The sequence below is a fragment of the Pseudoroseicyclus aestuarii genome (assembly GCF_003217255.1).
In the GTDB taxonomy this organism is placed as follows: domain Bacteria; phylum Pseudomonadota; class Alphaproteobacteria; order Rhodobacterales; family Rhodobacteraceae; genus Pseudoroseicyclus; species Pseudoroseicyclus aestuarii.
Window position 1 is genome coordinate 1 of the sequence record NZ_QJTE01000014.1, and the last position, 14119, is coordinate 14119.

The window sequence follows — 14119 nt, forward strand, 5'->3', positions numbered from 1 at the left end:
GCGCCCGGCGCGCTTGCCATGAAACTACCCCCCGACTACCAATCTCAAACCGGCAGACTCTCATTATGAATGAGGGACGATCGGGGGGCAGGTCACGATCCAGGAAGTGCCGCTGCACGCGGGCCTCCTTGAGATCCTGGACATGGTCAAGACGCGGGCGCACGGCGATCTGCAGGGACTCGTGTTTCCGAGCCGGCAGGGGACTGATCAGACCTTCAGGAATGAGTCGCTGAGCATGTCATTGAAGAGGGCGGGCTACGATCTTACCCCGTTGGATTTCGGAAAGGCGTACAAATATTGGATGAAACACATGAGCGGCGGTAACCTCGTTGCTTGGGCGGACAGGCTAAAGCATCAAGGCCAATAAGGCGCTCGTCCCCACTGAATTGGCCGCAATTTGTCCCTCGGTGGCGTCTGGATGTCGTGACACGTGCCCCCCGTCGGCCCCTACCTATGAACGAGGGACCGGCGTGGGGCAGATTAAGCTGCGCCTTTTTCTAAGGCCCTGACCTAAAATCTGATGTCAGATGCATCAGCAACGATCAGACGGCAATATCATTCTGTAGAGCGCTGATCTGAGTGTTCAGTACCAGCAGAGTATCACCGCCTCCGAAGTCAAAAAATACGTTAGAGCCACTTTGAGTGGCATGAGAAAGCGCGCTTGGAACACCGGATAGCCCGAAGCCTTGGAGAACGATGGTATCGACATCGTTCTGAAAGTCCGAAATCCGATCGGCTTCATACCCTTTACGGAAGTAGAACGTGTCTTGCCCGTCACCGCCAAAAACAGTGTCTGCTCCTGCTCGACCATAAAGTAGGTCGTTGCCACTTCCACCCCAAATCGTGTTTGATTCTGTATCACCAAGGAGAGTATCTGCGTAATTGGAGCCGTACAGGTTCTCGATGGAATTGTAGGTATCTCCTATTGCTTCACCAGTGTTGGTCTGATCGTCTTGCAGGTCCGCCCGGACGCCGACGCTAGCCTCACTATATTGAGCTCGATCAACCCCGCTGCTGCCATACAAGGCATCACCTCCCGCGCCGCCGAACAACACGTCATCACCTTCACCACCGTAGATGTTGTCGTTACCTTCGCGACCGCGCAAGAAGTCATTGCCCTCGGCGCCCGATAGCAGATTGCCGCCCGAGCTGCCTCTCAAGTCGTCGTTGAAGTTAGACCCTTGCAGGTTCTCGATCGACTCGTAGGTGTCGCCAGCAGCATCGCCTGTGTTGGCGGACGGATTCGCGAGGTCAGCTTTCACGCCAGCTTCTGCTTCGCTGTACTGAGCTCGATCCGTGCCGCTGCCTCCGTGCAGTTCATCAGCGTCACTGCCGCCCAACAAGGTGTCATTGCCCTCGCCTCCGAAAAGAAAATCGTCGCCGCTTCGTCCGTTGAGAATGTCTGAGCCTTGGCCGCCGTAAATGCTGTTGCCAAATGTGGTTCCTCTTAGGTCGTCATCGAAGTTACTTCCTTCCAAGTGCTCGACCCCGACGAAGACATCGTCTGCCGCGTAACCAGTGCTACGATCTGAATAACGCATGTCGGCAAGAACGCCAATCGTCGCGACCGAGTAGGAAACACGGTCATGATTGCCGCCGCCGTCGAAGAGCTCAGCCTGAGCGCCGGCAATCATGAGGTCGCTACCCAAGCCGCCGAAGAGCTGGTTCTCGCCGGTATGCCCTTGAAGGATGTCGTTGCCGCCGCCGCCAAACAATGTGTCGCTGCCGTCGCCACCGGCTAGGCTGTCATCTCCGTCGTCACCTATCAGTATATCGTGGCCCTCATTGCCACCAAGTGTGTCGTCACCGAGTCCACCCTGAAGCGTGTTGTCCAGAGCATCACCGATGAGCTTGTCGCTCTTAATAGATCCGATCAGACTTTCGATGCCAACCAGCGTATCACCTGCTGCGTCCCCACCTGAGGCAGTGCCTGCCGCGAGGCTGATGGTCACGGCTGCTGCGGATCCCGCATAGCTGGCGAAATCAAGTATACCAGCACCACCATCAACGAGGTCTGCTCCAGCACCGCCGGTTAGGAGATCACTTCCAGTTCCTCCGTAGAGGCTGTCACTCCCGTCATCTCCTTCCAAGGCATCGTCATCGTCTCCGCCGTATAGCCTATCGTTCTCAGAGCCCCCTTTTAGGTAGTCGAAACCTGACTCTCCGTAAAGTTGATCGCTACCGGAGCCTCCATCCAGCTGATCAGAGCCATCCTCTCCATGAAGATAGTCGCCGCCGGACCCCCCATAGATCGCATCAGCTCCGGTGCCACCCCAAGCGCGATCGGTGCCAGCGCCGGCTAGTATTCTGTCCGCGCCCGATCCACCGTAGAACGTATCGTCCCCATCTACTTGATCGTCCGGCCCACCGACTAGGATATCGCTTCCCGATCCGCCGAGAAGAACGTCGTCGTGCTTGCCTCCATAGAGGTAGTCCGAGCCTTCCTTTCCATCCAGCCTGTCGTCGCCGTCACCTCCAGCGAGTGTGTCTGACCCCGAGCCGCCGTAGAGGGTGTCCCGATCCTCTTCTCCTGAAAGTCGGTCGCTCCCGCTATCGCCGGTTAGCGTGTCGTTGCCTCCTCCTCCCATGAGAGCGTCTTGGCCTGACCCTCCTTCAATACGAGACGTTCCATCCAGACCCGAGATTCGATCGTTCCCCATCCAACCGTAGGATACGCCATCTTCGTTCAACGCGTCAGTACTTGTTGTACCAACATCATCGCCTTGCCCCGCGCCGAAGAGGTTCTTACGGACGTAATCGTCACTTCGATCCGAACCAGAGTTGGTCGACAAGGTGATTGAGCTACCATCGCCGAATACCACCTTTTCGATATCCTGGAGGTCCAAAACAACCTTCTCATTCGCTGCCGGCAGTCGCGCGAGTTGCCACTGGTTCGGCCCTACACTGGTCTTGATGGTCCAGTCGCTCTTGCTGCCGGCTAGGTAGGCTGTATCGCTGCCTGTACCGCCCTGAAAAACAGCCCAGCCCCAATGCTTCGAGCTTCCGTATTCCGAAGTCCGTTCTAGCCGGAAGCTATCGTTGCCGCTGCCACCCATGAGCGTGTCATCGCCGAGCCAGAAGTACAGAGCATCGTTGCCTTCAGCGCCCGCGAGCATGTCGTCACCGGAGCCGCCATAAAGAGTGTCGGCTCCGACCCCTCCGTCGACGACATCATCATCATCAGAGCCGAAGAGCGTATCATCGCCGTCCCCTCCGGAAACAATGTCATCTCCATTGTTTCCGTTGACAGAGTCATTTCCGTCGCCGCCGGACACGAGGTCATCATCGTTGCGACCTTCGATCCTGTCCGATCCAGCACCTCCTAAGACGACGTCGTCGCCGTCGTTGCCATAAAGTGAATCGTCTCCGTCATCCCCAGATAGCATGTCGTCACTGCTACCGCCCGATGCCGCATCGTTGCCGGCTCCTCCATAAATCTCAATTTGCTTAGTGAGCGCACCCCCGCCGATCGCATCGGCAGCATCACCAGAATAGAATGACTCAATATTAAGTCCGTCGAGAGAGATGTTGATGCCTTTGGAGCCCACAACAACAAGCGTGTCTTGCCCTTCTCCCCCATCGACCAAACCAGAAGCAAGGTCCTCAATGTCCACGTAAAGAGTATCGTTTCCGCTCAGCCCCTGAATAGTATCTGCACCGGTATCACCGGAAAGTAGGTCGTCATTGTCACCGCCACGAACGGTATCATTTCCGCCTCCTCCGGATATTTGTACTGATCGCGAGTGTCCTTGAGCGGTTAAAACATTGGGTCGGGCGTCTCCAGTAGCCCCGTCAAGTGCGGCCGTGTCCAAATTGATGTTCGCTGATCCGCTGTTATTTAGTACTGCATACCGTTTGGTAGTGCCATTCTCGAACTTAATGCCGTAGCCGCCTTCCATTTCGACACGCCGGGAGCCCTCTGCCTCATAGGACAACGAAACGTCACCAACGCCTCCAACGACAGTCTTTCCATTCCTTATGTATGACGCAGAACCCAATAGGACAGTATCAACGATGCGAACATCGTTTTTTATGTCCGAAAAACCTGTCTTGTCATCGTATTGCAAATTAATCTGTGAGATGCCTAATTGAGAGAGTGTCTTCAGTTCACCTGAATCGACACGTCCATTCTGGTTTGCGTCTTGCCAGACACGTAGCTCCGACCAAACATTGTCTGCTGAGCTCAGCTTGCCATCCTTGTTCCCGCCCCTTGAAGACCACTGGTCAAATGTGGCCAGAGCTTGAAGATCGGTTGCGCCGTCCCACTCCACCCACTCTGTGAGAATCAGCTCTTCATTCTGATCTATTTTCCCGTCACCAGCGCCTCTAGTGCCGTCCGCGTTGAGGTCGATGACCAGAAAGCCATCGTCGGGGCTTGCCCATGCAGTGCGTTCTAGGTACCCGTCGCCGTCAATATCAAAGCTAACGTCTCCCTTGACGTTTATTTCGACACCATCTCCATCGAGATCAATGACGATTGGTTTTCCATTGTCGTGATCGCCGCTTCTACCTTCATCTCGGTCATTGTTACCGGTGAGGTACGAAACAGTATCGTCTAGAAACTTATTAACAGAGTGAGCGATAGAGCCTATCGCTTCTACGGCGGCGGCGGCGCCCCGAGCTAATGCGTTTCCGATGTCACGAGCTGCGGTCAGAGCGCCGTTAATCAACTCTTTTGTTGATGATAGTATTTGCGAGCCGAAGTCCTGAGGCTCTTCAACGGGAACTATTGTGCCATTATCCAGTACCGTCGAAATTACTCTTCCTTCTGGAGAAAGGCCTACCTGTACTCCATTGATTACCACAGTGGGCGAGGCGTAGTCGCTGCTATTGAAGTATGTGAGTAGGGCCTGCTTTTGGACTGACGTCAGCTTGTCCCCATAGTAGCTACTCTCTACCACGTCTTCAATCGTCGGCCTGTTCAGGTAGTAACGCCACTCAGGAAGCTGGCTGTCGATCGTTGCGACAACCTGTCTTGTCAGCACTTCCTCAATCGCGAGAAGAACGTCCTGGTCAACTGGAGTGCCCGAGTTGGAAAGTTCCTCATAGATCAAGTTGCGGTAGCCATCCAGATCTTTGTTCAGATGCGTCACCTCGTGAAGGATGTTCCCGATCTGATTGCCTACTGCCCTCCATTTCAAGAATGTTGCGTCATTTATGGCGACCGGATTGGTAAAAATTTCACCGACGCCGTCTGCCCCGGCATTATTGATACCCAAATTGTAGCCATAAACGGCGTTGGGTGTAGCTCTAACAATTACCTCGGTTAGCGCAGCGGTGCTTTCATAGCGTGAGTCATATGAGGCGATTGTGAAGTTCGCCATGCCTTGGTTTAGCAATTGAATAGCTGCGTTTAGCTGGGCTCCAGCAGAGTCTTCATCAGCGACATAGTTGGTCATTTTATTTCTAAGCCATTCCAGAAGATGCTGTTGCCAATGAGGCTTACGGTAACATCATAATTGAAATTGATTCGGTCAGGGCGAAATTGTAACCGGATGGTGTCGGGGTCGCCCGTAGGTGGATTGGAGCGAGGTCCGATTTCGTAAATGACATCTCTTAATCGAAACATTTCTGGATCACCTAAGTCCGAGGCAATGGTCGCGCCGACGTACCGCTCCCTCACATGAGGAAAAGCAGCGATGCAACTATGGTGCCCAAGCGTTATGTAGTAAATGGTTCGGCCTCCGTCGATACTGTTTCCTCGGTAGAGCGTATACGGATCAAGTGTTTGTACGATTGAGGTATCGGCAGGATTAGTCGGGCATGATGAAGCGAAAAGGTCTGACACATCTTGAGCTGCAAGCCCTTTATCAGCAGTAAAGCCATCTTCGGTTAAGAAGTAGTCGTTCCTCGGGAAGAAGTAATCTTTATTAATCTCTGCGCACGAGGCGCAAAGCGCAAAAGCAAGGATTACTGTTGGGGCATTCATCGCGACATCTCCTTAAGGCGCGGAGAATTAGTGTTTGTTTCGCTTGGAGAAACTTCCGCCTATCTGGGCGTACCCGATGCGGTTCATAAGACGTTTGGCTAGCTCAGGTTCTTCACCTGACGTGAAATGAAGAAATATTTCAGAGGAGCCCCTCGCTTGAGCCCAAGTTTCAACTCCGCGCATCAAGCCGAGGAAAACCTTACCGCCAGATAAACTGGATCGAACTGAACGGATAACGTTTATATTGTGGACTGTTGTTATCAGGATGCCCGTGCCAATATGGTACTCACCCACAGAAAGATACGCCATCCCCACTGGTTTTTTCTGCCTATGGGCTAAAAAGATGGCGTGTCGCTTGCTGTCGTTTAGTACCTTATTGAAGAGTGCTGTCACCTTTCCCTCGTGAAAGGGTATGTGGGACATTCTGCTGTCATCGTGTGCGCATCGCGCCATCTGAATGACGCTTGGCAATTGTTCTTTGGTGACGATTTGCAGATAGGAAGTATAAGCGCTTCGTTTCGTGCCCATACCAGGCCTTCAGGTTAAGCGGGATGATTCGAAGCTTTAGCATGGACCTGTGATGAGCCGCTCAAAAATCTTTCGCTCGGCAAAACTTTTTTGCACGTTGCTCTTGCGAGGGTAGGCCTTGCGTTCAAGCTTCCGTGGCGCAGAAGTTCCGAAGTGCGTTCATCCAGTACGCCTTGAGTATAAGGCACAGCTCTGGCCTGCTGCCGGTTCCGTGGACAGTGCGTTAGGTTTGCACAACTCGGGCCTCAAAAGCCGTGGGGCTCAGATGTCCGAGCTTAGAATGGCGCCGGCGCGGATTGTAGAAGCGCTCGATGTAATCGAACACGTCTGCGCGGGCGGCATCGCGGGTGTGGTAGGTTTTTGGGGCGGTCCGTTCGGTCTTCGGCGAAGAGAAGAAGCTCTCCATAGCCGAGTTGTCCCAGACATTGCCGACGCTGCTCATCGAGCAGGTGATGCCGTTGTCGAAGAGCAGGCGTTGGAACTGCTCGCTGGTTTGACGAGCCCTGGTCCGAATGATGCAGCAGGGCGTCGGCGTTGCCGCGCCGCTAGGCTGCCAGAAGCGCATCCATGACCAGTGCGGCATCGCGATCCACCTTCATGGACCAGCCGACAATTCGTCGGGAGAACTGGTCAAGGAACGCGGCGACATAGATTCAGCCTTCTGCATCCCAGGTCTGGGCCAACCCCGCCAGCTGCTTCTGGATAGTTCGATCCGCCTGAAATTCCCGCGCCATCAAGTTGTCGGCCATGACGGATCGTGCCCCGTCGTCCTCCGGTAGGCCTCGCCGGCGGGGCCGTGCTCGCAGCCCATTCTCCTTCATCAGACGCTCGATACGATGCAGGCCACAGGGAAGTCCCTCCTTGAGAACGTCGCGCCAGATCCGGCGCGCGTCGTAGGTCCGGTCGCTGTCCTTGAAGCTCCGGCGCATGACCGCGCCAAAGCGCTCGTCCTCGGTGGAGCGCGCGATCGGCGGCCGCTTCAGCCAGGCGTGGAAGCCGGAACGGGACACGCGCAGGGAGGCGCAGATCGCTACCCCACGGAGTGCCGATTGGCGCTGTGGCCGCAGATGGACCTCGACGCGCGGCTGTGGCGGTTTCCCCGGAAGCAGAAGGAGGGCTGTGCGATGCAGGAGGTCCAGCTGCACGCGGGCCTCATAGAGATCCTGGATCTGGTGAGGACACGGGCGCACGGCGATTTGCGGGGGGTCGTTTTCCCCAGCCGGCGGGGCAAAGATCAGACCTTCAGGAATGAGTCGCTGAGCATGTCGTTGAAGAGGGCGGGCTACGATCTTACCCCGCTGGATTTCGGCAGGGCGCACAAACATTGGACGAGGCACGAGGGCGGCGGCGATCTGGCCGCCTGGTCGGAAAGGCTTCATCGCCAAAGAGAGTAAGTCTGGTCCGACAGCAGATACTCAATTGCCCAGCACTGAAGGCTGATCGACTCCGCAACCGGTCGGCCGCGGAAAGCAAGCTGATGCGTCTGCGGGCGGCATATGGAGGCGCCGGCAGCGGAGCCTCCCGGCTACCGGACCCGCCGAAGATCGTGACTGAAGGGGCGAAGGATCGAAGGCCCTTAGCGCCTCGAGTGGCGGGGAAGTGGAGGTTCGCTGCCAGCGGCACCAACGTCCAGCAAGGACCAGAGGGCAGACTTTTGCTGCGCCTGGCCCTAAAGTCGCGGATGGGCGGAATGCGGAAGTCTGCGGCACCGCAGCGAGCAATTCTTGATCCATTCAAGGCCGGACATTGGCTCAAAAGAAGTCATTCGACTGCATCTTACCAGTTTCAGCGAGGCGAACACTCACCCCAAGTTCGAACTCGAAAACAGCCCACGCGCGAAAGTCATGTCTCAGGTACACGAAAATCGCTTTTCTTCCGTAGCCTGCATGGCAATAGTGTATCCATGTTCTTGAAGGCGAATTTCGAAAGAGATCTGGTTAAATGATCGTCGCGGACAACGAGACTGCGGTCGACCTGCTGTACTACGAGGCGATCGCCAAGACCGTGGTCCGTCTGGTGCGCGAGAAGTCGGACGAACCCCTGAGCGTCGGCGTCCACGGCGATTGGGGCGCCGGCAAATCCAGCGTCCTCATGATGGTGGATGAGGCGTTTTCCAACGACGACCGCGTACTCTGTGTAAGGTTCAACGGCTGGCTGTTCCAAGGCTTCGAAGACGCGAAGGCGGTCCTTATCGAAACGATCGTCGAGGAACTGCGCCGCAAGCGCCCCATGTCGCAGAAAGTCGCCGAGCAGGCGAAGAAGGTCTTGAGACGCGTCGACTGGATGAAGCTCGCGCGCAAGGCGGGGGTGTATGGCTTTACGTTGTCCACGGGGATGCCGCACCCCGAAACCATCAAGGATCTGGGCGCAGCCGCGCGAAGTCTCATCAGTAAGGGCACCGAGGATGTGTCACCGGAGACCGTCGCCGCGCTTGTAGAGGGTTCGGACGAGTTGCTGCGCGAAGTCGCCGCGAACAGTGCGCCTGAACAGATGCATGCCTTCCGGCAGGAGTTCGCTGAACTCCTCAAGGACGCCGAGATCGATCGCCTGATAGTCCTGGTTGATGACCTCGATCGGTGCCTTCCGGACACCGCAATCGAGACGCTGGAGGCGATCAGGTTGTTCCTGTTCGTGCCGCGCGCCGCCTTCGTTATCGCGGCCGACGAGGGGATGATTGAGTACGCCGTGCGGCAGCATTTCCCGGACCTGCCCGTGGCTACTGGGCCGGCCACCTATGCCCGCAACTACCTTGAAAAGCTAATTCAGGTCCCATTCCGTCTCCCGTCGCTCGGATATGCCGAGACTCGGATCTACGTGACTTTGCTACTGGTGCTGAATGCGTGCGGTGAGGAAGCGGATGAGTTCCAGAAACTGACCGGACTGGCGCGCGAGCTATTACGCCGGCCGTGGAAGGGGCCAGGTCTTGACCGCAAAGCGGTCGAGAAGGCCTTAGGCGGCGTTCCGGTCGAAATCGAGCGGGCGATGGAGTTGGCCGGGCGGATCGCGCCGATTCTGGCGGACGGTGCGCGGGGCAACCCGAGGCAGATAAAGCGCTTCATCAACACGATGATGCTTCGCCTCGCGATCGCAGAAGAGCGCGGGTTCCGAGAGGAACTCAAAATGTCCGTCCTGGCGAAAATCATGCTGGCCGAGCGTTTCGCCCCGGAACTCTACGACGCCATGGCGCGCGGCTCGGCGAACACAGGAGCATCGGAGGAACTCGCAGCGCTCGAAGCCGTGGTTGCGAACCCGTCCGCAGACCTGCAAACGAAATCGGCGGACGGAAAGGAGAAGGTTTCGGCAACGGAGGCCTCGCTACCCGATTGGCCGAACCTGGAATGGGCGAAGCAGTGGGCGGCCATTGATCCGCCGCTCGCCGAGAACGATCTCAGGCCATATGTTTTCGTAACCCGGGACCGGCGAAGCGTGTTCGGCGCGGTGACGTCGCTGGGCGAACTCGACGAACTCGGGGCGAAGCTCCAGGGCTCTCCTTTACAGGTGAAGCAGGCCGCGGCGGAAATCGCTCGCCTTCAGTCGATCGAAGCCGAACAGGTCTTCGACGCGTTGCGAGCCAAAGTGCGGGATACGGAGGACCTCACCCAAGAACCAGCGGGCGTGAGAGGGCTCGCTGAGGTGGCGCGTCAGCATCCCTTCCTGCAGCGACCGCTGCTTTCTTTCGTACAGGACCTGCCGATCTCAAAGCTCGGTCCCTGGGTAGTCAGCGGCTGGGCCTCGGCGTTTGGTGAAACCGATGTCGCTTTGGACTTCGCTAAGACGCTCAAGGGATGGGCCGAGCAGGACGACAACAAACAGCTGAAGGCGGCGGCAGCGGCCGCGGAAAAACTCTCCGGTAAGCGGAAGCGCCCCTGATGGGAACGTCGGGCACATTCGGCGGCTCCAAGAATGGGCTGGTTCCGAGCTGGGTCGACGAGCCTGCGTCGCAGCCCGCGGCCGGACCCGATAACGCCGAGCCTGCCTCCGCAAACGGCGACGGGACCGATGGGCAGGATCAAAACGGGGAGGCGCCACCCGGCGCGACACCGGCGCAGTCCTACCCGCCTCTACCTGCGGTTCCAGCGAGTTCGGGTCTCGGCGGGGCACGCGGGAACATGACGAGGGGTGCGCGAACATCCGATGAGCGAGCGCTGCGGCGGGGTGCGGGCAGATATGTGCGGGCGAGCGGCGGCGGAGGGGCTGCGGCGAGCCGTATGCCCAACTCCCGCGCCGTGGCCGGCGGCGTGGCCGGGCTCGCGAGGAACTTCGCCAACCAGGGTCCAGCAGAAGCGCTGAGGCGGTTCAACCTTGAGGGCATGGCGGGCGCTCCGGCCGAGGACGTGTTCGTTGCGTTGACGGACATGCTGTGTCCTGCAGGCGGCACCATCGACGAAGCGATCGCGAGGGACGCGATGCTTGAGACGGTTGCCGACCTCGCTGCTTCCGGCGTCGGGAACTTCGATGAGCTCTCCGCAGACGATCTATGCGAGTTCTTCATCGGGGTGGTGAGCCGGTCGATTGAGGGCAAGATCCTGAACGAGGTCGGGACCAACGCTATCGCCGCGCCCTCGGACATCGCCGGGGTCGAACGTGCGCAGTCTATGCTGCATGACTTCGTCGAGGGGTGCGTGCGCGACGAGTTCGACGCGCGCGGAACCGATCTGGGCGACCTTGACGCGGCTGCCGTCGATCGCTTCGTCAACGACCTCTACAGCGCCGCACTCGATCTGGTCGAGGCCTTGGGAGACGACGGATGAGAAGGTTCAGCCTGATCGGTCGGCTTGGTTCCGACGACAAAAGCAAGATCAACTTGGTCCAGACCGACTCCGAGGTATTCGAGATCGATTTCTTGGACGGTGACCTGCGCATGGGCTTCGGCATCGGTCACGCGCTGGACCAGCTTGCCTCCCTCGGGCTACAACCATCGGAGAGGGGCATTGACCTCGTCGTCCTCGCGGCGCTCGTCAACGCTGGAGACACGAGAGTCTCTCGCAAGTCGAACGCACAGGACGGTTGGACCCGCGAGATCGATCTCTACGTCCCCATGTCCGCCTCCGCGGCCTGGAGCGCGAACACGAGATCGATCGAAGCGATGTTGCGCTTCCTCACCGGCGATCGGTGGCGTGTCTTCATCCGTGATCGGACGAAGAGGACTAAGACCCTCGTTGTCGCTCCAAAACGCTTGGCGATCGATGGGTTAACCAAAGTCAGCCTACTGTCCGGTGGGTTGGACAGTCTCGTCGGCGCAATCGATCTCCTTAGCGTTGGTGAGCGCCCGCTGTTCGTCAGCCATTACTGGGACAGCGAGACTGCAAAAGCCCAGGCTTACGTCCTCGACCGGCTGGAAACCCGGTTCGGGCAAGAGGCCTTCAAGAGCCTCCGGGTGCGGCTCGGTTTCGACAAGCACCACCTCACCACCGGGGAGACGGAGAACACGCAGCGGGGACGGTCCTTCCTCTTCTACTCGTTGGCAACGCTGGCTGCGTCGGCCATCGATGGCCGAACCACCGTCGACATACCGGAGAACGGCCTCATCGCGCTCAACGTTCCCCTCGACCCCTTGCGTTTCGGGGCGCTGAGCACGCGGACAGCGCATCCGCATTTCATCGCGAGCATGCAGAAGCTTCTCGATGCTCTCGCCCTCGATGTCGAACTGAACAACCCATACAGGCACATGACGAAGGGCGAGATGGTCGCGAACTGCGCGGACAAGATTTTACTGGAGAAAATTGTGGCGAACTCCATGTCATGTTCGTCGCCGGCGAAGGCGCGCTACAAGAAGCTATCGCCTCGGCACTGCGGGTACTGTGTCCCTTGCCTGATCCGCAGAGCTTCGCTTGAGGTGGGCCTCGATGGAGATGATATGACGCCATATTTGGTCGAGGACCTGAAGGGACATGTCCTGGCGTCCGACCAGCCCGAAGGAGAGCACGTGCGGTCTTTCCAGCTGATGGCCAAGCGGATCAAGGCGAAGCCGGATCTCGCGAAAATTTTGGTCCATAAGCCCGGCCCGCTTCATGACGAGCCGGATGCCACACCGGACTACGCCGACGTTTTTCGACGCGGCGTCCTTGAAGTTGCCGAGCTCCTGAAGGGTGTTCGGGCGCGACCGGGCGGCTGACAATGCGGCCAGATTACGTGGATTTCCATACGCATCTCGACCTCTATCCCGATCTCGCGCAAGCGATCGCGACCTGTGATCGCAAGCGCGTGGCGACCTTGGCGGTCACGACCACCCCGAAAGCGTTCGAGAGGAACGTCGAACTGTCGACGGACAGCGACTTCGTGAGGGTTGGGCTCGGTCTGCATCCGCAGCTCGTCGCCGACCGGCACCTGGAGATCGACCTGTTCGAGAAGCTCTTGCCGCGGACGCGTTACGTTGGTGAGATCGGGCTTGATCGCGGGCCCGCTTATTATCGCTCTTTCGAACTTCAGCGCTCAATATTCGCTCGCATCTTGCGGGCCTGCGCTGAGGACGGCGGCAAGATTCTGAGCGCGCATAGTGTCAGGGCAACTAAGCCGGTCCTGGACATGCTCGACGCACACTTGCCGCCGGATCGCGCGCGGGTGGTCTTGCACTGGTTCAGTGGTAACCGTTCCGACGTGCGGCGAGCAGTCGAACGAGGATGTTATTTCTCAGTAAACGAGAGGATGCTCGGTTCCACGAACGGCGAGCGCGTTTTGCGCGACATACCCAAAGACCGCGTGCTGACGGAGACGGACGGGCCATTCATTCTTCGCGGCGACACGCCAATTGCACCAGGAGGCGTTCGTCGCGCTGTTGAAATGATGGCTTCTTTACTTGAGATCCCAGCCGAGGATATTCGCCGCCAGGTTCTTTCAAACCTGCGCTCTTTGACCGCAATACTCTAATTCAGCTCCACTGGCCGAAACATAGTTCTCGAAAATTTAACGTGAGAGAAAAAAAGCTGTTCGCAGACAGCTGATCCAGAGAAGCTGCAGCGCCAAAATTAGAGCTCGAGTCGACGGCAGCTAGCCACGGATCGAGCCGAGGAACAAACCTCTTGGTATCTCCCCCCAGAAAGCGTTCGCTCTGCGGTGGGCCGGGTCTTGTTCATGAGCCGCTTCTGCGGTAAAATTCGGCATGCTCCGCACCACGCGTCACCTGCTGATATCCCGCTGACCCCGATCTTCGGGGCCGGCGCCGCGCATGTGTTCAGCCTGATCTGACAAGCGTCTCTGCCGGCTCCTTGGCGTTATCTCGAGGAGCATCAGCATGACTATCCGTATCCCATTCGTCCTCGGCGTCCGGCAATGGCCGGAGAGCGAGCAGGGCATCATCGACCGTTTGACCCGCCATCAGAAGAGGCTCGAGTCACCGGACAACGTTCTCCCGGCGTACCTTCTGAAGTTCGGTCAGCAGGATGACGATCAGGACTTCGATGTATAGACCCAACGGAATCTGCTCAGGTTAAGCCGCTAATGTGAATGCCTCGGCAGGCGTGCGCATGGCAAGAGCCTGATGAGGGCGGCGGTGGTTGTAGAAGCTGATCCAATCGCCGATGACGCGGGTCGCGTGCTGGATGCTCTCGAAGCGATGGCGGTGAACACATGAACCGCCCCGGGTTTGCCGGAGGCTCCAACTCTTGAGTAAGATGGAGCCATCATGAGCAAGACGACGAACAAGTTCTCCCCCGAGGTCCGCGA

The 14119-nt window shown here is 58.0% G+C and carries 8 protein-coding genes and 1 pseudogene; 5 read left to right on the plus strand and 4 right to left on the minus strand.

The features are described from left to right. Positions 1 to 542: 542 nt before the first annotated feature. The 3 genes and pseudogenes from DFP88_RS17495 to DFP88_RS17420 all read right to left on the minus strand — a co-directional run. Complete coding sequence (locus DFP88_RS17495; RefSeq protein ID WP_146227555.1) at positions 543 to 5399, minus strand: calcium-binding protein; 4857 nt, start codon at positions 5397 to 5399, stop codon at positions 543 to 545. Beyond that, positions 5396 to 5929: a hypothetical protein gene (locus DFP88_RS16945; RefSeq protein WP_146227557.1), complete on the minus strand. Its 534-nt coding sequence runs from the start codon at positions 5927 to 5929 to the stop codon at positions 5396 to 5398. Before DFP88_RS16945 ends, DFP88_RS17495 begins: the two co-directional genes overlap by 4 nt. Positions 5930 to 6680: 751 nt before the next feature. Then, positions 6681 to 7485, minus strand: a pseudogene (locus tag DFP88_RS17420) (IS3 family transposase); the annotation flags it as partial. Between the two features lie 913 nt (positions 7486 to 8398). Here DFP88_RS17420 and qatA point away from each other — a divergent pair. The 5 genes from qatA (at position 8399) to DFP88_RS17150 (ending at position 13862) form a co-directional block, all read left to right on the plus strand. Then, positions 8399 to 10327, plus strand: coding sequence for a Qat anti-phage system ATPase QatA (gene qatA, locus DFP88_RS16410; protein WP_110815780.1), 1929 nt, complete (start codon positions 8399 to 8401; stop codon positions 10325 to 10327). Between the two features lie 239 nt (positions 10328 to 10566). Beyond that, on the plus strand, positions 10567 to 11208 hold the full coding sequence (gene qatB / locus DFP88_RS16415; RefSeq protein ID WP_342767741.1) for a Qat anti-phage system associated protein QatB: 642 nt from the start codon (positions 10567 to 10569) through the stop codon (positions 11206 to 11208). A 53-nt stretch (positions 11209 to 11261) separates the two neighbouring features. Next, a complete protein-coding gene (gene qatC / locus DFP88_RS16420; protein WP_220032362.1) occupies positions 11262 to 12572 on the plus strand; it encodes a Qat anti-phage system QueC-like protein QatC in 1311 nt (436 codons plus the stop codon). A 2-nt stretch (positions 12573 to 12574) separates the two neighbouring features. After that, positions 12575 to 13324: a Qat anti-phage system TatD family nuclease QatD gene (gene qatD, locus DFP88_RS16425; RefSeq protein WP_110815783.1), complete on the plus strand. Its 750-nt coding sequence runs from the start codon at positions 12575 to 12577 to the stop codon at positions 13322 to 13324. A 364-nt stretch (positions 13325 to 13688) separates the two neighbouring features. After that, a complete protein-coding gene (locus DFP88_RS17150; RefSeq protein WP_181418695.1) occupies positions 13689 to 13862 on the plus strand; it encodes a hypothetical protein in 174 nt (57 codons plus the stop codon). A 21-nt stretch (positions 13863 to 13883) separates the two neighbouring features. Here DFP88_RS17150 and DFP88_RS17265 read toward each other — a convergent pair. Continuing rightward, positions 13884 to 14119: integrase core domain-containing protein (locus DFP88_RS17265; RefSeq protein WP_220032363.1), on the minus strand; the 236-nt coding region annotated here is incomplete at its 5' end.

Bases quoted from the DNA above. Each gene is read 5' to 3' on its own strand.
- DFP88_RS17495 (WP_146227555.1), bottom strand. From the start codon at position 5,399: ATGACCAACTATGTCGCTGATGAAGACTCTGCTGGAGCCCAGCTAAAC.
- DFP88_RS16945 (WP_146227557.1), bottom strand. From the start codon at position 5,929: ATGAATGCCCCAACAGTAATCCTTGCTTTTGCGCTTTGCGCCTCGTGC.
- qatA (WP_110815780.1), top strand. From the start codon at position 8,399: ATGATCGTCGCGGACAACGAGACTGCGGTCGACCTGCTGTACTACGAG.
- qatB (WP_342767741.1), top strand. From the start codon at position 10,567: ATGACGAGGGGTGCGCGAACATCCGATGAGCGAGCGCTGCGGCGGGGT.
- qatD (WP_110815783.1), top strand. From the start codon at position 12,575: ATGCGGCCAGATTACGTGGATTTCCATACGCATCTCGACCTCTATCCC.
- DFP88_RS17150 (WP_181418695.1), top strand. From the start codon at position 13,689: ATGACTATCCGTATCCCATTCGTCCTCGGCGTCCGGCAATGGCCGGAG.